This window comes from Streptomyces pluripotens, from assembly GCF_000802245.2.
Taxonomy (GTDB): domain Bacteria; phylum Actinomycetota; class Actinomycetes; order Streptomycetales; family Streptomycetaceae; genus Streptomyces; species Streptomyces pluripotens.
In genome coordinates, this window is record NZ_CP021080.1 from 4,651,482 (window position 1) to 4,670,501 (window position 19,020).

The 19,020-nt window shown below is 72.7% G+C and carries 2 protein-coding genes (1 of these 2 cut by a window edge); both read left to right on the forward strand.

Features of this window, described 5'->3' with window-relative positions; all coding sequences use genetic code 11:
* Positions 1 to 8,983: the 3' portion of a non-ribosomal peptide synthetase gene (locus tag LK06_RS33980; RefSeq protein ID WP_107430819.1), read on the forward strand. The gene continues 13,328 nt to the left of window position 1, outside the view; only the last 8,983 of its 22,311 coding nucleotides appear in the window; the start codon falls outside the window, past its left edge; the stop codon is at positions 8,981 to 8,983.
* Positions 8,983 to 19,008 (forward strand): non-ribosomal peptide synthetase, encoded by a 10,026-nt coding sequence (locus LK06_RS21040; RefSeq protein WP_086083430.1) that lies wholly within the window; start codon positions 8,983 to 8,985, stop codon positions 19,006 to 19,008. The genes LK06_RS33980 and LK06_RS21040 overlap by 1 nt, the downstream gene beginning before the upstream one ends.
* The last annotated feature ends 12 nt before the right edge of the window (positions 19,009 to 19,020 follow it).

The window sequence follows — 19,020 nt, forward strand, 5'->3', positions numbered from 1 at the left end:
CGCTGAGGCCCCGGTGGACACGCCCACCCTGCTCGAACTGATCGGCGCACAGCCGGCGGACGCCGTCGCGATTGTCGACGGCGACGTCGAGACGACGTACGGGCAACTACTGGCCCAGCCGCCCGCCGGAATCCTGGCCGCGGTCGTCAGCGGCGAACCGTTCGTCCTGCGCACCCGCACCGGTACGCCCGTCGTCGTCCCGCAGGATGTCGTCGCGGCCCGCGTCGCGGCCCGCCAGAGCGTCCACGACCTGGACGGCACGGACCGCGTCCGGGCGACGGCCGCACCCGGGACGATGGGCGAGATCGACGAGGTGCTCTGGCCCCTCACCGCCGGTGCGACCGTCGTACGCGCCGACCGCACGGACCCGCACGACTCCCTGCGCGGTGCCACGACGCTGCACGTCACGCCCTCCGAGCTGGCCGTGCTCCTCGGCGACCCGGCGCTGCCGCAGGCCGGTCTGCGGCGGGTGTTCTGCTCCGGCGAGGCCCTCGCCGAGCCGCTCCAGCGAGCCTGGTTCGACGCGGTGGACGTGCCGCTGTGGCACGGCTACTCGCTGACCGAGGCCGCCGGCCTCGTCACGGAGCGTGCCTGCGACCCGGACGGCTGGGACACCGTGGTGCCCCTCGGCGCCCCGTTGCCCGGCACCGTCCTGTACGCGCTCGACGCCGGCCTGTGTCCGGTACCGTCGGGCGTCGTCGGCCGGCTCCACGTCGGCGGGCCGCTGCTCGGCTCCGCGCCGACGGTGATCGCCGACCCGTTCGGCGCCCCCGGCTCGCGGATGGTCCGTACCGGAGACCTGGTCCGCTGGACCGCCGACGGCGAGCTGGAGTTCGTCGGGGCACCGCTGCCGATACCTGGCTTCACTGCCTACCCGGCGCAGGTCGAGGCGGTCCTGGCCGAACACGACGACGTCGCCCGGGCCGCCGTGGCGGTACGGGACGGATCCCTCGTCGCGTACCTGATGCCGGCTCACGGTTCCACCGTCACGCCCGCCACCGTCGCGGCCTTCGCACGGGCCGCCCTGCCCGATCATCTGGTACCGGTCTCCCTGGTGGTCCTGGACCGGTTGCCGCTGACCGCCGACGGCCGAATCGACAGCGCCGCGCTGCCGTCGCCAGGCCCCGCCGGCGCCCGGCCGGATCGCGCCGCCCCCGGCACCCCGGCGGAGGAGATCCTTTGCGGACTGTTCGCCGAGGTCCTCGATGTCGAGCATGTCAGCCTTGACGACAGCTTCTTCGACCTCGGGGGGCACTCGCTGCTCGCCACCCGCCTCGTGAGCCGGATCCGCTCCGCCTTCGGGCGGGAGCTCGGTATCCGTGCGGTGTTCGAGTCGCCGACGGTGGCGGGTCTGGCGTTGCGTCTGGTGGGTGCTGATGTGGCGCGGAGGGCGTTGGTGGCGGTGGAGCGCCCCGTGCGGGTGCCGTTGTCGGCGGCGCAGCGTCGGTTGTGGTTCCTGCATGAGTTGGAGGGGCCGTCGGCGACGTACAACGTTCCGCTGGTGCTGAGGCTTGAGGGTGAGCTGGACGCGGGTGCGCTGGAGTTGGCGCTGGGTGATGTGGTGGGCCGGCACGAGAGTTTGCGGACGGTGTTCGCGGATGTGGATGGTGTGCCGTATCAGCGGGTGCTGCCGGTGGTGGATGCCGGTGTGGTGCTGGAGGTGGTGGAGGTCTCGGAGGAGGGGCTGGCCGCTGCTGTGGATGGTGCCGCGGGGTATGCGTTCGACCTGTCCGTGGAGTTGCCGTTGCGGGCGACGTTGCTGCGGGTGGGTGAGCGGTCGTCGGTGCTGGTGGTGTTGATGCATCACATCGTGAGTGATGGCTGGTCGCTGGCTCCGCTGGCGGATGATCTGTCGGCTGCGTATGCGGCGCGGGTCGGGGGCGGGGTGCCGGGTTGGGCTCCGTTGCCGGTGCAGTACGCGGATTACGCGCTGTGGCAGGCGGAGGTGCTGGGGGACGAGGGTGAGCCGACGAGCACGGCGGGCCGGCAGATCGAGTACTGGCGCACCGCACTCGCTGGCGCACCCGAACTGATCGAACTCCCCCTCGACCGGCCGCGTCCCGCGGTCGCCTCCTACCGCGGCGGAGCCGTCGAGCTCACCCTCGACGCCGAGTTGCACGGTCGTCTGCTGGTGGTGGCCCGTGAGTGCGGGGTGACGCCGTTCATGGTGGTGCAGGCCGCCGTCGCGGTGCTGCTGTCACGCATGGGTGCGGGTACGGACGTGCCGCTGGGCACGGTCGTGGCGGGCCGGTCCGACCAGGCCCTGGACGGTCTGGTCGGGTTCTTCGTGAACACGCTGGTGCTGCGCACGGACGTGTCGGGCGACCCCTCGGTCCGGGAGCTGCTGGCCCGGGTCCGCGAGACGGACCTGGCCGCGTACGCGCACCAGGACGTGCCCTTCGAGCGCCTGGTCGAGGTCGTCAGCCCGCAGCGTTCCATGGCCCATCACCCGCTGTTCCAGGTGATGGTGCTCTTCGACAACAACACGGAGGCATCGCTCACGCTGCCCGGTCTCCAGGTCTCCGCGGGTGACTCCACCACGAAGGTGTCGCAGTTCGACCTCTCGTTCGCGCTGTTCGAGCGCCATGACGGAGACGGCACGCCGGCGGGGATCAGCGGCGAGATCGAATACGCCTCGGACCTGTTCGACGAGGCGAGTGCGCAGGGTCTGGGCGAGCGGTTCGTCCGGGTGCTGGAGGGACTGCTCGCGGATGTGGACGGCCGGGCCGCGGCGGTCGACGTGCTGTCGGCCGGCGAGCGCGGCCGGGTGCTGGAGGAGTGGAACGACACGGCGGTGGCCGGTGCCGCCGAGGTGTCGGTGGTGGAGCGGTTCGAGGCGCAGGTGGCGGCGACGCCGGATGTCACGGCGCTCACCTTTGGTGAACACGCCGTCTCGTACCGCGAGTTGAACGCCCGGGCGAATCGCCTGGCGCGCTTCCTGGTGGAGCAGGGGGCGGGTCCGGAGAAGTTCGTGGCGGTGGTGCTGCCGCGGTCGGCGGAGCTGGTGGTCTCGCTGCTGGCGGTCCTGAAGTCGGGTGCGGCGTACGTGCCGGTGGACCCGGAGTTCCCCGAGGACCGCATCGCGTACGTCCTCGAGGACTCGTGCCCGGTGCTGACGCTGACCGAGGAGGTCCTTGCGGCATTCGGCACGGGCGACGCGTACGACGCCGGTGACCTGGGCGTGCCCGGCGATCCGAGCCGCGCCGCCTACGCGATCTACACCTCCGGTTCCACGGGCCGGCCCAAGGGCGTCGTGATCCCCGAAGGTGCGTTGGCAAACTTCCTCGGCTCGATGCAGGACCGTTTCCGGCTCTCCTCCGACGACCGGCTGCCGGCGGTGACGACGGTCGGCTTCGACATCTCCGGCCTGGAGATGTACCTGCCGCTGCTGAACGGCGCGGGCCTGATCCTCGCCGACCGTGAGGCGGTCAGGGACCCGTCGATCCTGGGTGCTCTGCTGAAGGCGTCCGGTGCGACGGTGATGCAGGCGACGCCGAGCCTGTGGCACGCGCTCGTCGAGGCCGCGGTGGACCTGTCCGGCCTGCGGGTGCTGGTGGGCGGCGAGGCGCTGCCGTCGGATCTGGCGGTGACGCTGGCCGGCGCCGCCCGCTCGGTGACGAACCTGTACGGGCCGACCGAGACCACGATCTGGTCGACGGCCGCGGACGTGACGGCTGCGGAGGGCGCGACGATCGGGCGTCCGATCGCCAACACACGGGTGTACGTGCTGGACGCGGCTCTGCGTCCGGTGGCTCCCGGTGTGCCGGGCGAGCTGTACATCGCCGGTGACGGCTTGGCCCGTGGCTATCTCGGTCGTCCGTCGCTGACGGCGGAGCGTTTCGTGGCGGACCCGTTCGACCTGACGGGCGCGCGGATGTACCGGACGGGCGACCTGGTGCGCTGGACGGCCGATGGTGTTGTCGAGTACATCGGCCGCACCGACTTCCAGGTGAAGGTGCGCGGCTTCCGCATCGAGCTCGGTGAGGTGGAGTCCGCCCTGAACGCCGTGACAGGCGTGACCGGGGCGACGGCGGTGGTCCGTGAGGACCGTCCGGGTGACCGGCGCCTGGTCGCCTACTACGTCGGCGACGCGGACCCGGCGGCCGTGCGGGCACAGATCGCCACCGGACTGCCGGACTACATGGTCCCGGCCGCCCTGGTGGCTCTGGACGAGATCCCGCTGACGCCCAACGGCAAGGTCGACCGGGCATCGCTGCCCGCACCGCAGTGGTCCACGACCACCGGCGGCGGCCGCAGGCCCGCCGACGCCCGTGAGGAACTGCTCTGCCGGATCTTCGCCGACGTCCTCGGCCTGCCCGACATCAGCCCCGACGACAGCTTCTTCGACCTCGGGGGGCACTCGCTGCTCGCCACCCGCCTCGTGAGCCGGATCCGCTCCGCCTTCGGGCGGGAGCTCGGTATCCGTGCGGTGTTCGAGTCGCCGACGGTGGCGGGTCTGGCGTTGCGTCTGGTGGGTGCTGATGTGGCGCGGAGGGCGTTGGTGGCGGTGGAGCGCCCCGTGCGGGTGCCGTTGTCGGCGGCGCAGCGTCGGTTGTGGTTCCTGCATGAGTTGGAGGGGCCGTCGGCGACGTACAACGTTCCGCTGGTGCTGAGGCTTGAGGGTGAGCTGGACGCGGGTGCGCTGGAGTTGGCGCTGGGTGATGTGGTGGGCCGGCACGAGAGTTTGCGGACGGTGTTCGCGGATGTGGATGGTGTGCCGTATCAGCGGGTGCTGCCGGTGGTGGATGCCGGTGTGGTGCTGGAGGTGGTGGAGGTCTCGGAGGAGGGGCTGGCCGCTGCTGTGGATGGTGCCGCGGGGTATGCGTTCGACCTGTCCGTGGAGTTGCCGTTGCGGGCGACGTTGCTGCGGGTGGGTGAGCGGTCGTCGGTGCTGGTGGTGTTGATGCATCACATCGTGAGTGATGGCTGGTCGCTGGCTCCGCTGGCGGATGATCTGTCGGCTGCGTATGCGGCGCGGGTCGGGGGCGGGGTGCCGGGTTGGGCTCCGTTGCCGGTGCAGTACGCGGATTACGCGCTGTGGCAGGCGGAGGTGCTGGGGGACGAGGGTGAGCCGACGAGCACGGCGGGCCGGCAGATCGAGTACTGGCGCACCGCACTCGCTGGCGCACCCGAACTGATCGAACTCCCCCTCGACCGGCCGCGTCCGCAGACTCCCTCGTACCGCGGCGGGGTGGCCCGCTTCGAGATGGGCGCCGAGTTGCACGGTCGTCTGCTGGTGGTGGCCCGTGAGTGCGGGGTGACGCCGTTCATGGTGGTGCAGGCCGCCGTCGCGGTGCTGCTGTCACGCATGGGTGCGGGTACGGACGTGCCGCTGGGCACGGTCGTGGCGGGCCGGTCCGACCAGGCCCTGGACGGTCTGGTCGGGTTCTTCGTGAACACGCTGGTGCTGCGCACGGACGTGTCGGGCGACCCCTCGGTCCGGGAGCTGCTGGCCCGGGTCCGCGAGACGGACCTGGCCGCGTACGCGCACCAGGACGTGCCCTTCGAGCGCCTGGTCGAGGTCGTCAGCCCGCACCGTTCGCTGTCCCACCACCCGCTGTTCCAGGTGATGGTCGTCCTCGACAACAACGCCGAGGCTGCCTTCGGCCTCCCCGGCCTCGACGCCTCCTTCGAGGGCGCCGACCTCGGCGTGGCCAAGTTCGACCTCACCTTCCACCTGGAGGAAACCCCCGACGGGCTCAGTGGAGAGGTCCAGTACGCCTCGGACCTGTTCGACGAGGCGAGTGCGCAGGGTCTGGGCGAGCGGTTCGTCCGGGTGCTGGAGGGACTGCTCGCGGATGTGGACGGCCGGGCCGCGGCGGTCGACGTGCTGTCGGCCGGCGAGCGCGGCCGGATGCTGGAGGAGTGGGCGGGTCCCGCGCCTTCCGGTGAGCCGAGTGACGGCCTGTCGTTCCCCGAGCTGTTCGCGGCCCAGGTGGCGGCGGACCCCTCGGCGCCCGCGCTGGCGTTCGAAGATGTCGAGTTGACGTACGGCGAGCTGGCGGCGCGGGTGGACGCGTTTGCCGCACACCTCGCCTCTTGCGGTGTGGGCCCGGAGGCCGTGGTGGCCGTGGCGCTGCCGCGCTCCGTGGACCTGGTGGTGTCGCTGCTGGCGGTGCTGCGGGCCGGTGGCGCGTACGTGCCGGTGGACCCGGACTACCCGGCGGACCGGGTGGCGTACATGCTCTCGGATTCCCGGCCGGCACTGCTGGTCACCGACAGCGCGACGCTGCCGGGGCTCGGTGGGTGCGGGGTGCCGGTGGTGCTCGTGGACGGACTCGCCGACGAACCCAGGCCGCCCGTGGCTGCGCGGGTGCAGCCGCGTGCGGACCACCCGGCCTATGTGATCTACACCTCGGGTTCGACGGGCCGGCCCAAGGGCGTGGTCGTGCCGCACGGCGGCATCGCCTCCCTGGCCCGTGCCCAGCGGGACGCGTTCGGTGTGGGCCCGGGCAGTCGGGTGCTGCAGTTCGCGGCACTGAGCTTCGACGCGGCGGCCTGGGAGATCGTGATGGGGCTCCTGTCGGGAGCGACCCTGGTGGTCGCCCCGGCGGAGCGGCTGATGCCGGGACCCGACCTGGCCGCACTCTGCGCCGAGCAGGACGTGACGCACGTGACCCTGCCGCCGACGGCGCTGGCGGTGCTGCCGGACGACGCGCTGCCGGCCGGCGCGACGGTCGTCGTGGCGGGCGAGGCGTGCCCGCCGGAGCTGGTCGCCCGCTGGTCCGAGGGGCGCCGCATGATCAACGCCTACGGTCCGACCGAGACGACCGTGTGCGCCACCATGAGCGCGCCGCTGTCGGGCGAAACCGTGCCGCCGATCGGCCGTCCGATCGCGGGGGCCCGGGTGTACGTGCTGGACGCGGCCCTGCGGCCGGTGGCTCCCGGCGTCACCGGCGAGCTGTACGTGGCGGGTACGGGTCTGGCCCGTGGCTATCTGGGCCGTCCGTCGCTGACGGCGGAGCGGTTCCTCGCCGATCCGTTCGGCCCCGCGGGCTCACGGATGTACCGCACGGGCGACCTCGTGCGGTGGACCGCCGACGGAGAGCTGGAGTACCAGGGCCGGGCGGACACGCAGGTGAAGGTGCGCGGCTTCCGCATCGAGCTCGGTGAGGTGGAGTCCGCCCTGAACGCCGTGACAGGCGTGGGCCGGGCGACTGCCGTGGTGCGCGAGGACCGTCCGGGTGACCGGCGCCTGGTCGCCTACTACGTCGGCGACGCGGACCCGGCGGCCGTGCGGGCACAGATCGCCACCGGACTGCCGGACTACATGGTCCCGGCCGCCCTGGTGGCTCTGGACGAGATCCCGCTGACGCCCAACGGCAAGGTCGACCGGGCATCGCTGCCCGCACCGCAGTGGTCCACGACCACCGGCGGCGGCCGCAGGCCCGCCGACGCCCGTGAGGAACTGCTCTGCCGGATCTTCGCCGACGTCCTCGGCCTGCCCGACATCAGCCCCGACGACAGCTTCTTCGATCTCGGGGGCGACAGCATCATGTCGATCCAGGTGGTCAGCCGCGCCCGCACGGGCGGGCTGCTGGTCTCGGCCCGCGACGTCTTCAGGGAGCGGACTCCCGCCCTCCTGGCCCGGGTGGCCACAGCGGTGGTGACCACGACGGAGGACCGGGACGCCGGTACGGGCACCTTCGCGCCCACACCGATCATGCGCTGGCTGGAGCAGTACGAGGCCACCGACGGCTTCAACCAGTCGATGACCGTACGCGTCCCGGCGAACCTCGACGAGCAGGCACTGGTCCGGGCCGCCCAGGCCCTGATCGACCACCACGACGTCCTGCGCCTGCGCCACCATCCGGACGGCACGTACGAGGTGCGCGAGCGCGGCACCGTACCGGTCTCGGTCAGGCGCGTCGGCCCGGGCGACGGCGAAGCCGCGGAGACGGCCCGCCGGGAACTGTCCCCGGCAGCCGGCGATGTTTCACGGTTCGTCTGGTTCGACGCCGGACCCGACGTGCCGGGCACGCTGCTGATCGTCCTGCACCACCTGGTCGTCGACGCGGTGTCGTGGCGGATACTGCTGCCCGACCTCGCCGCCGCGTACGAGGCGGCCGCAGCGGGCCGGGCCCCCGAGCTCGCCCCCGTCGCCACGTCGTACCGGACCTGGGCCGGGCGCCTGCAGGCGGCGGACCGTCGTGCCGAGCTCCCGGTGTGGCAGGGGATCGCCGCGACCGCGGAGCCGCTCCTCGGCACCCGCCGGCTGGACCCGGCGGTCGACACCGCCGCCACCGCCCGGGAGATCGAGCTCACCCTGGCACCGGACGTCACCGAGGCGCTGCTCACCAGGATCCCGGCGAGTGTCAACGGCAACGTCACCGACGCGCTGCTGTACGGGCTGGCGACGGCGGTCGTGGAAGGACGCGGCGCCGGACCGGTCCTCGTCGACCTCGAGGGACACGGACGTGAACATGTCGTCGACGGGGTGGACACCTCCCGGACGGTCGGCTGGTTCACCAGCCTCTACCCCGTCAGGCTCGACCCGGAGGGCCGCACGCCCACCGACCGGCTCAAGCAGGTCAAGGAGCAGATGCGCGCGTTCCCGGACAACGGCGTCGGGTACGGCATTCTGCGCCACCTGAGGGGCGAGCCCGGTCTGGCCGTCGCGCCGCAGATCGGCTTCAACTACCTGGGCCGGTACGTCGGCGGCGACGACACGGGCGACTGGCAGACCGTCGACGGGCCGACGCCCGCGCCGCGGTCGCCCGAGATGCCGATGACACACGCGGTGGAGATCACCGCGGTCACCGAGAACCACGAGGGCCGTCCGCACCTCGTCGCCACCTGGACCTGGGCGTCCGGACTGCTTGCCGAGTCCGAGGTACGGCGGCTTGCACACGCGTGGTTCGACGCGCTCACCGCACTCGCGGACGAGCGGCCGGACGTGGTCGGACTGACGCCGTCCGACCTGAGCGACGACCTGACACAGAGCGAGATCGACAGCCTCGAGGCTGAACTGGGGGATTGGTAATGAAGCGCTCGCGCCTCGAAGACGTACTGCCGTTGACACCGTTGCAGGAGGGGCTGCTCTTCCACTCCCTCTACGACGACGAGGCCGTGGACGTCTACAACACCCAGCTCGTGCTGGCGCTCTCCGGTGAGGTGGACGCGGCCCTGCTGCGCCGCAGCGCCGAAGCCGTCCTGCGGCGGCACGCCAACCTCAGGGCCGGTTTCCGGCTGCGGGCGAACGGCCGGCCGATGCAGATCATCCCCCGAGACGTGACGCCCGGCTGGTCCGAGTCGACCCTTCGGGCCGAGGAGCTGGACGCGTTCCTGACGTCCGAACGGGCCACCCGGTTCGACCTCGGCCGGCCGCCGCTGATCCGGTTCAGCCTGGTCCACCTCGGTCCGGAGGAGCACCGGCTCGTGGTGACCAACCACCACATCCTGCTCGACGGCTGGTCGGCGCCCCTGCTGGTCGACGAGCTCTTCGAGGTCTACGAGGCGGGGGGCAGCACCGACGGGCTGCCCCGGGTCACCCCGTACCGGGACTATCTGGGCTGGCTCGCCCGGCAGGACGCGGACGCCGGCGCGGAGGCGTGGCGGACCGCGCTCGCCGGCGTCGATGGGCCGACCGCGGTGGCTCCCGGCGCTCCCGCGGCCAAGGTACTGCCCGAGCGGATCGCCGCCGAGCTTCCGCCCGGGACCACGGCCCGCCTGGTCCGGATGGCGGCCGACCGCGGCCTGACCGTCAACAACCTGGTGCAGGGCGCCTGGGCGATGGTGCTCGGGCAGCTCACCGGCCGCACCGACGTCGTCTTCGGTGCCACGGTCTCCGGCCGCCCGGCCGATCTACCCGGCGTCGAGGCCATGATCGGCTCCTTCATCAACACGCTCCCGGTGCGCGTCGGGCTGGACCCCGCCGCGACGTTCGCCGAGGTCGTCGGCGACCTCCAGCGCCGGCAGGGCAACCTGCTCGACCACCATCACGTCAGCCTCGCCGAGATCCAGCGGGCGGCGGGTCTGGGAGAGCTCTTCGACTCGATCCTCGTCTTCGAGAACTACCCCTTCGAGGACGCGGAGGAGAGCCCGGCGGGGAAGCTCAGAATCGCCGACATCGAGGGCGGCGGCGCGACCCACTACCCGCTCAGCCTCATCACCGGCATCGCGGGAGACCGGCTCGTCGTCCGGCTCGACATCCGTCCCGAGCAGTTCGACAGGGCGCAGGGCACCGCCATCGCCGCCCGGTTCCTCCAGGTCCTCGAAACCGTCGCCACCGACCCGGACCTTCTCGTCGGCCGCATCGACGTGACCCTGCCCGCCGAGCGGGAACAGGTCGTCGAGACGTGGAACGCCACGGGTCTCGAACTGCCCGCCGCGGTCCTGCCCGAGCTGCTCGACGCCCAGGCGGCCCGCACGCCCGGCCGGGTCGCCCTCGTCCTGGAGGGCGAGGAGGTCACGTACGGGGAACTGCACGCGCGGGCCAACCGGCTGGCCCGCCATCTCGTCGACCGGGGCGCGGGTCCGGGGGAGCTCGTGGCCCTCGCCGTGCCCCGCTCGGTGGACCTCCTCGTTGGGCTGCTCGCGATCGTGAAGACGGGTGCGGCGTATCTGCCGGTGGACGTCGGCTACCCGGCCGACCGCATCGCCCACATGCTCGCCGACGCCGCCCCGATCCGCGTGCTGGACAGCGCGTACCTGGCCGGCACGGACGCGGAGGGGTACGAGGACACCCCGCTCACAGACGCCGACCGGCTCCGTCCGCTGCACCCGTCCGACCCGGCGTACGTCATGTACACCTCCGGCTCGACGGGCCGCCCCAAGGGCGTCGTCATCCCGCACGCCGCGGCCGTGAACCGGCTCGACGGCATGCAGCGCGCCTACCCCCTGGCGGCCGACGACCGGGTGCTGCAGAAGACCGCCACCAGCTTCGACGTATCGGTCTGGGAGTTCTTCTGGCCGCTGCTGCGGGGCGCCACGATGGTGATGGCCAAGCCGGACGGGCACCGTGACCCCGAGTACCTCGCCGAGCTGATCCGGGCCGAAGGCGTGACGACGGTCCACTTCATCCCCGCGATGCTCTCGGCCTTCGTGCAGACGCCGCAGGCCGTCGGCTGCACCAGCCTGCGCCGCGTGTTCTGCGGCGGCGAGGCCCTGCCCGCGGACCTGCACCAAGACTTCCGCGAGCTGCTCGGCGTCCCGCTGCACCATCTGTACGGCCCGACCGAGGCCACCGTCGACGTCACGGCGTGGGACGGCGGCCAGGAGATAAGCCCGGGCAACGCGCCGATCGGCTTCCCCGTGTGGAACACCCGCGTCTACGTGCTCGACCGGGCGCTGCGCCCGGTTCCGCCCGGCGTCATGGGAGAGCTCTACCTCGCGGGCGTCCAGCTCGCGCACGGCTACCTGAACCGTCCGGGCCTCAGCGCGGAGCGGTTCGTGGCCGACCCGTACGGCCCGGCGGGGTCGCGGATGTACCGCTCCGGCGACCTGGGGCGGTGGAACCCCGACGGTTCCCTCCAGTTCGCCGGCCGCGCCGACCGCCAGGTCAAGGTGCGCGGCGTCCGGATCGAGCTCGACGAGATCCGGGCCACGGCGGCCGAACTGCCCGAGGTGGGCCAGGCCGTCGTCACCGTACGCGACGAGCGACTCGTCGCGTACGTCGTACCCGGCGGGGACGGCCGGGTCGGCGACGACCTGATCCGCACGGTCCGGGAGCACCTCGACGCGAGGCTGCCCGAGGTGCTCGTGCCCGGCGCGATCGTGCTCCTCGACGCCCTGCCGCTGACCCCCAGCGGTAAGCTCGACACCGCCGCGCTGCCCGCCCCCGACTTCGGAGCCGCCCCCGCGGCGCGAGCCGCGGCGACGCAGCAGCAGGAGATCCTCTGCGGTCTGTTCGCCGAGGTGCTCGGCCTGCGGCGGGCCGGTGTCGACGACGACTTCTTCGCGCTGGGCGGACACTCACTGCTCGCCACCCGGCTGGTCAGCCGCATCCGCTCCACGTTCGACGTCGAGCTGCCGATCCGCGCGCTGTTCGAGGCGCCGACCCCGGCCGGGATAGCCGCCCGCCTCGACACGGCGGCCACCGCCCGCCCGCCGATCCTCGTGGGCGCGCGACCGGAGCACCCGCCGCTGTCGTACGCGCAGCGACGTCTCTGGTTCCTGTACCGGCTGGAGGGGCCCGCCGCCACCTACAACCTGCCGATCGCGCTGCGCCTGACCGGCCGGCTGGACCGGGCCGCGCTGCGGGCCGCGATCACCGACGTGGTCGAGCGGCACGAGGCCCTGCGGACAGCCTTCCCCGACTTCGCGGGCACGCCCTACCAGCAGGTCCTGCCCGCCGAGGTCGACCTGAGGGTGGAACGCTTCTCCCCGGAGGCGCTCGCCGCGGCGGCCGGGTACACCTTCCACCTCGAGCGGGAGGCCCCACTGCGCGTCACGCTCTTCGACTCCGGTCCCGACGAACACACGCTGCTGCTGCTCCTGCACCACATCGCCGGTGACGGCTGGTCCGCGTCCCCGCTCGCGACCGATCTCGCCACCGCTTACGCGGCCCGGTGCGCCGGTGGGAGCCCCGCCTGGCCGGCACTGCGCGTGCAGTACGCGGACTTCGCCCTGTGGCAGCACGAACTCCTCGCCGGTGAGGAGGACCCGGACAGCCTGATCAGCCGTCAGCTTGCCTACTGGCGGACGGCGCTGGCCGGTGCCCCCGAACTGCTCGAGTTGCCCACCGACCGCCCCCGCCCCGCGGTCGCGGGGAACGGCGGCGGTGTCGTGGAGCTGGCCGTGCCCGCCGCCGCCCACGAGGCGCTCGTGGCGCTGGCCAGGGCCCACCAGGCGAGCCTGTTCATGGTGGTCCAGGCCGGCATAGCCACCCTGCTCACCCGTATGGGGGCGGGGGTCGACATCCCCATGGGCACGGCGATCGCCGGCCGGACCGACGAGGCGCTCGACGACCTTGTCGGGTTCTTCGTCAATACACTGGTGCTGCGCACCGACGTGTCGGGCGACCCGTCCTTCGCCGAGCTGCTCCGCCGCGTCCGCACCGCCGACCTGGCCGCGTACTCCCACCAGGACGTGCCGTTCGAGCGGCTGGTCGAGGTGCTCAACCCGGCCAGGTCGCTCGCCCACCATCCGCTGTTCCAGGTGATGCTGACGTTCGCCAACACCGCGGGCGGAGACTTCGGCATGGCCGGTCTCGAGGTGGTCCGCGAGCAGGTCGGCGCGGACACAGCCAAGCTCGACCTGTCCTTCTTCCTTGCCGAGGAGCGCACCGGGGACGGCCGTCCGGACGGTCTGCACGGTGCGATCCAGTACGCCACCGACCTGTTCGAGGCCGAGACCGTGCAGGCGATGGCCGACCGTCTGGTCCGTCTGCTCACCGCAGCCGCGGCCGACCCGGACCTCCCGGTGGGTGATCTGCCGATCCTGTCCGAGGAGGAACGCCACAATGTTCTGACCGGCTGGAACGATCCGGGGCACGACGTGCCCCGGACGACCGTGCCGGAGCTTTTTGCCGCGCAGGCGGCCCGGAACCCCGGAGCCGTCGCCGTGGTGTGCGGGGACGACCGCGTCACCTACGCCGAACTGGCCGACCGCGTCGACCGCCTCGCCCGGCTCCTGATCGCACGGGGTGCCGGCCCGGAGACCTTCGTGGCGATCGCCCTGCCGAAGTCCGTCGACCTGGTGGTGGCGGTGCTCGCCGTCTTTGGGGCCGGGGCGGCCTACCTGCCGCTTGATCCGGAGCACCCGGCCGACCGGCTCGCCTTCGTGCTCGACGACGTTGATCCGGTGCTGGTGGTGACCACCACGACGACCGAGCTTCCCGGCGCGCGTCCGCGTCTCCACCTGGACGCGGACCTCTTCCCGGACGCGGACGGCGACACCGTGCGGACAAAGCCGCTGCCGGGGTTCGTACCGGACAGCGCCGCCGCGTACGTGATCTTCACCTCCGGTTCCACCGGCAGGCCGAAGGGTGTCGTGGTCGAGCACCGCTCCCTCAACTCGTACCTGGCATGGGCCCGGACCGCCTACGACTCCGTCGAGCGCGGTGCGCTCGTGCACTCGCCGATCTCCTTCGACCTCACGGTCACCGGTATCTTTGCGCCCCTGACCGCGGGCGGTGCCGTGGACCTCGTCGACCTGAACGGTGACGCCCCGGGCACGCGCCCCGCCTTCGTCAAGGCCACGCCGAGCCACCTCTCGTTGCTGCTGAACCTGCCGGACGCGTTCTCCCCGACCGAGCAGCTCGTGCTCGGCGGCGAGTCGTTGATGGGTGAGCTGCTCGACGAGTGGCGCCGTCGGCACCCCGGCGTGACCGTGGTCAACGAGTACGGGCCCACGGAGACGACCGTGGGCTGCACCGAGTTCCGCATCGCCCCCGGCGACGCCGTCCCCAGCGGTGTCCTCACCATCGGCCGGCCGGTCTGGAACACCCGGATGTATGTGCTCGACGCGAGGCTGCGACCGCTGCCCGTCGGAGTGACGGGCGAGCTCTATATCGCGGGCGACCTGGTCTCCCGCGGCTACCTCAACCGGCTCGGCCTCACCGCCGCCAAGTTCGTCGCCGACCCGTACGGCCCTCCGGGGTCGCGGATGTACCGCTCCGGCGACCTCGGCCGCTGGAGCCGGCACGGCGAGCTGGAGTTCGTCGCCCGTGTCGATCACCAGGTGAAGCTGCGGGGCTTCCGGATCGAGCTGGGCGAGGTCGAGTCGGCCGTCGGCAAGCACCCGGACGTGTCGCACGCCGCCGTCGTGCTGCGCGAGGACAGGCCGGCGGACAAGCGTCTCGTCGCGTACGTGACGCCCGCCGGGCTCGACCTGGCGGACGTGCGGGCGTACGCCGCCGAGCGGCTTCCCGAGTACATGGCGCCGTCCGCGTACGTGGCGATGGACCGACTGCCCTTCACCGCCAACGGAAAGCTGGACCGGGACGCGCTGCCCGAGCCCGAGGCGACGGGCACGTCCGCCCAGGGCCCCCGGGACGCCCGAGAGGAAGCACTCTGCACGATCTTCGCCGAGTGCCTGGGCGTGCCCTCGGTCGGCGTCGACGACGTCTTCTTCGACCTCGGCGGGCACTCGCTGCTCGCCGCCCGGGTCGTCGCCCGCGTCCGGGACGAGCTCGGCGTCGACGTCGGCATCCGGACCCTCTTCGAGGCACCCACCGTCGCCGGGTTCGCCGCGCGGATCGCCGGGTCGGGACCGGCCGCCGGGCGGTCCCGACCCGCGCTCACCCCGCGGCCGCGGCCCGAGCAGGTGCCTTTGTCGGCCGCCCAGCGCCGTCTGTGGTTCATGTACCGCTTCGAGGGCCCGTCGCCCACGTACAACGTCCCGCTGGCGCTGCGGCTCACCGGCCGGGTCGACCGGGCCGCGCTGCGGGCCGCCCTCGCCGACGTGGTGGGACGGCACGAGAGCCTGCGCACCGTCTTCGGTGACGAGTCGGGCGTGCCGTACCAGCGGATCGTGACCGGAGAGCCGGTTCTGGAGGAAGTGGCCGGCGACGACATCGCCGCCGCTGCCGGGTACGCGTTCGCGCTCGACCGCGAACTTCCCATCCGCTGCTGGCTCTTCTCCCCCGGCGGCGACGAACACGTCCTGCTCGTGCTCGTCCACCACATCGTCACCGACGGCTGGTCGATGGGACCGCTGCTGCGCGACCTGGCCACCGCGTACGAGGCCCGGCGCGCCGGGCGCGCCCCGCACTGGGCCCCGCTTCCGGCGCAGTACGCTGACTACGCCCTCTGGCAGCAGGAGGTCCTCGGCGAGGAGGACGACCCGGACAGCGTGCTGGCACGCCAGACGGCGTTCTGGCGCGACACCCTCGCGGGCGCCCCCGACCTGCTGGATCTCCCCGTCGACCGGCCCCGGCCGGCCGCCCTCGGCCACCATGGCGGCTCGGTGCCGCTGACGATCGGTCCCGCCCTGTACCGCGCCGTCGCGGACCTGGCCCGCCGCCGGCACGCCAGCGTGTTCATGGTGCTGCAGGCCGCCCTCGCCGCCCTGCTCGCCCGGTACGGCAGCGGCACGGACATCCCGATCGGCTGCGCGGTCGCCGGCCGCGACGAGGAGGCGGCCCGTGAGCTGGTCGGTTTCTTCGTCAACACGGTCGTGCTGCGCACCGACGTCTCCGGCAGCCCGACGCTGCACGAGCTCCTCGACCGGGTACGGGAGACGGACCTGGCCGCGTTCGCCCACCAGGACGTGCCGTTCGAGCGGCTCGTCGAGGTGCTCAACCCGGCCCGCTCGCTGGCCCACCACCCCCTGTTCCAGGTGATGCTCACCCTGCAGAACCTCGACATCTCGGAGCCGGAGCTGGCGGGCCTGGTGGTCCGCGGGGAGCAGGTCGACTCGGAAGCCGCCAAGGTGGACCTGGCGTTTGTCCTGGAGGAGGACGAGGCCTCGGGGCTGAACGGGATCGTGCGGTACGCCACCGACCTGTTCGACCCGGAAACCACCCGCGGCTTGGCCGACTCCCTGGTCCGGCTGCTCGCCGCGGCCGTGGCCGAGCCGGACGCGCCGGTGGACCGGCTCGACGTCCTCGGTCCGGAGCTGGGCCGGCGGGTCCTCGAGGGGTGGAACGACACCGCCCGCGACGTGCTTCCGCTCACCTGGCCGGAGCTCTTCGCGCGGCAGGTGGCCCGTACCCCGGACCACCCGGCCGTGGAGCACGGTGCCGAAACGCTCAGCTATGCCGAACTGGACCTCCGCGCCAACCGGCTCGCGAACCTGCTGCGCGAGCGGGGCGCGGGACCGGGGGAGATCGTTGCGCTGCGGCTGCCCCGCTCGGCCGACCTGGTGATCGCCGTGCTGGCGACGCTGAAGGCCGGCGCCGCGTACCTGCCGGTCGACCCGGACTACCCGGCCGAGCGGATCGCGTTCATGCTCGACGACGCCCGGCCGGTATGCGAGCTCTCGCCCGCTTCCTTCCCGGTCCCGGAGGGGCTGCCCGGTACGGAACCGGTCGTCGCCCGGCACCTCGACGACGCCGCGTACGTCATCTACACCTCCGGATCGACGGGCCACCCCAAGGGCGTCGTGGTGTCCCACCGCGGCATCGCGGGCCTGGTCGCCAACCAGGCCGAGCGGTACGAAGCCGGGACGGGCAACCGCGTCGCACAGCTGATCTCCCCGAGCTTCGACGCGAGCGTCTCCGAGCTGTGCCTCGCCCTGCTCACCGGCTCCTGCCTCGTGATCCCCCCGGGCATGCTGGTCGGCGACGAACTCGCCGCGTTCCTCGCCGACCGGCGCGTCACGCACGCGCACCTCACGCCGGCCGTGATGTCCGGCCTGCCGCGTGTCGCGCTGCCCGCCCTACGGATGATCATCACCGGCGGCGACGTGCCCCCGGCGGATGTGATCGCCCACTGGTCCCAAGGCCGCGGGCTCGTCAACGCGTACGGCCCGACCGAGGCGACCGTCGACGTCGCGTCCTGGGTGTACGACGCTCCGGGCCGGCAGACGGTCCCGATCGGCCGGCCCATCGCCAACGCCGGTGTGTACGTGCTCGACCGGTACCTGCGGCCCGTCCCGCCCGGCGTGGCGGGAGAGCTGTACACGACCGGTCCCGGCCTGGCCCGCGGCTACCTCGACCGCCCCGCCCTGACCGCCGAGAGGTTCGTCGCCAACCCGTTCGCACCCGGCTGCCGGATGTACCGCACCGGCGACCTCGTCCGGTGGGACCGCGACGGCCGGCTGGTGTTCGTCGGCCGGGCCGACACGCAGGTGAAGCTCCGCGGCCTGCGGATCGAGCTGGGGGAGATCGAGTCGGCGCTCGCCGAGCAGCCCGGTGTCACCCACGCCGCCGCGGCCGTCCACGCCGACCGGCTCGTCGGCTACGCCGTCCCGGCCCCCGGAGTACAGCTGGACCCCGGGGAACTGCGCAGCCGGCTCGCAGTGGTGCTGCCGGCGCACATGGTGCCCGGTGCGGTCGTGGTGCTGGAAGGCCTGCCGCTGAGTCCCAGCAACAAGCTCGACCGCAAGGCCCTGCCCGTACCGGAGGTGGGCGCGGCGACGGCCGGGCGCGATCCGCGCAGCCTGCGAGAGGAACTGCTCTGCGGCCTCTTCGCGGAAGCCCTCGAACTGCCCCGGGTCGGCGTCGACGGGAACTTCTTCGAGCTCGGTGGCCACTCGCTGCTCGCGATGCGCCTCGCCACCCGGATCAGCACCGCGCTCGACGTCGTGGCGGACATCCGGACGCTCTTCGAGGCGCCCACCCCGGCCCTGCTCGCGGCGCGGCTCGACAGCGCCGACGACACCGGCCCCATGGCGGTGCTGCGCCGTGGCGGCGACCGCCCCTCCCTGTTCTGCGCTCCGCCGGCGCTCGGCCTGAGCTGGTGCTACGCGGGACTCCTGCGCGGGCTGCCCGAGGACGTGGGCCTGTACGGCCTGCAGGCGTGGGGACTCGACGGCCCGGGACCGCTGCCGGACTCGCTGGCCGCGTGGGCGCTCGACGCGGTCGAGCAGATGCGCGCCGTGCAGCCGCAGGGCCCGTACCACCTGCTGGGGTACTCGACCGGTGGCAACATCGCGCACGCCATCGCCACCACCCTGCAGGAACAGGGCGAGCAGGTGGCCCTGCTGGCCATCATGGACTCCCGGCCGGGCGACCCCGCTCAGGAGGGCCCGGTGGCGGAGCAGCGGCTGCTCACCTCCGCCGACGTGCTCGCCGTCCTGAGCGACGACGCGGGCGGTGACCCCGACAACCGGGGCGACGAGGCGGAACAGCGGGCGCGGGCACGGGGCCTGGTCGGAGAGATCCTCGGCGGCGCGGCCGACGAGCGGCTCTTCGACGTCATGATCAACACCATCATGGTGGCCACGGCGCACCGGCCCGCAGCGTACAAGGGCGAGGTCGCGCTGATCACCTCGGGCGGCGAGGAGAGGGCCGCGAAGCTCGCCACCGCCTGGGCTCCCTACGTGGACGGGGAGCTGAAGGTCACCCCGTTCGAGTGTGGGCACGACGATCTGCTGGAGCCGGCCCTGCTGCGCGATGTGGCTACACGTATCGCCGGGTCCTTCGAATGCGGGCCGGAAATGGCCGTAATAGAGGACCGATAAGACGGCTCAATA

Excerpts from the sequence above, each read along its gene's own strand:
- LK06_RS21040 (WP_086083430.1), top strand. The coding sequence starts at position 8,983 with ATGAAGCGCTCGCGCCTCGAAGACGTACTGCCGTTGACACCGTTGCAG.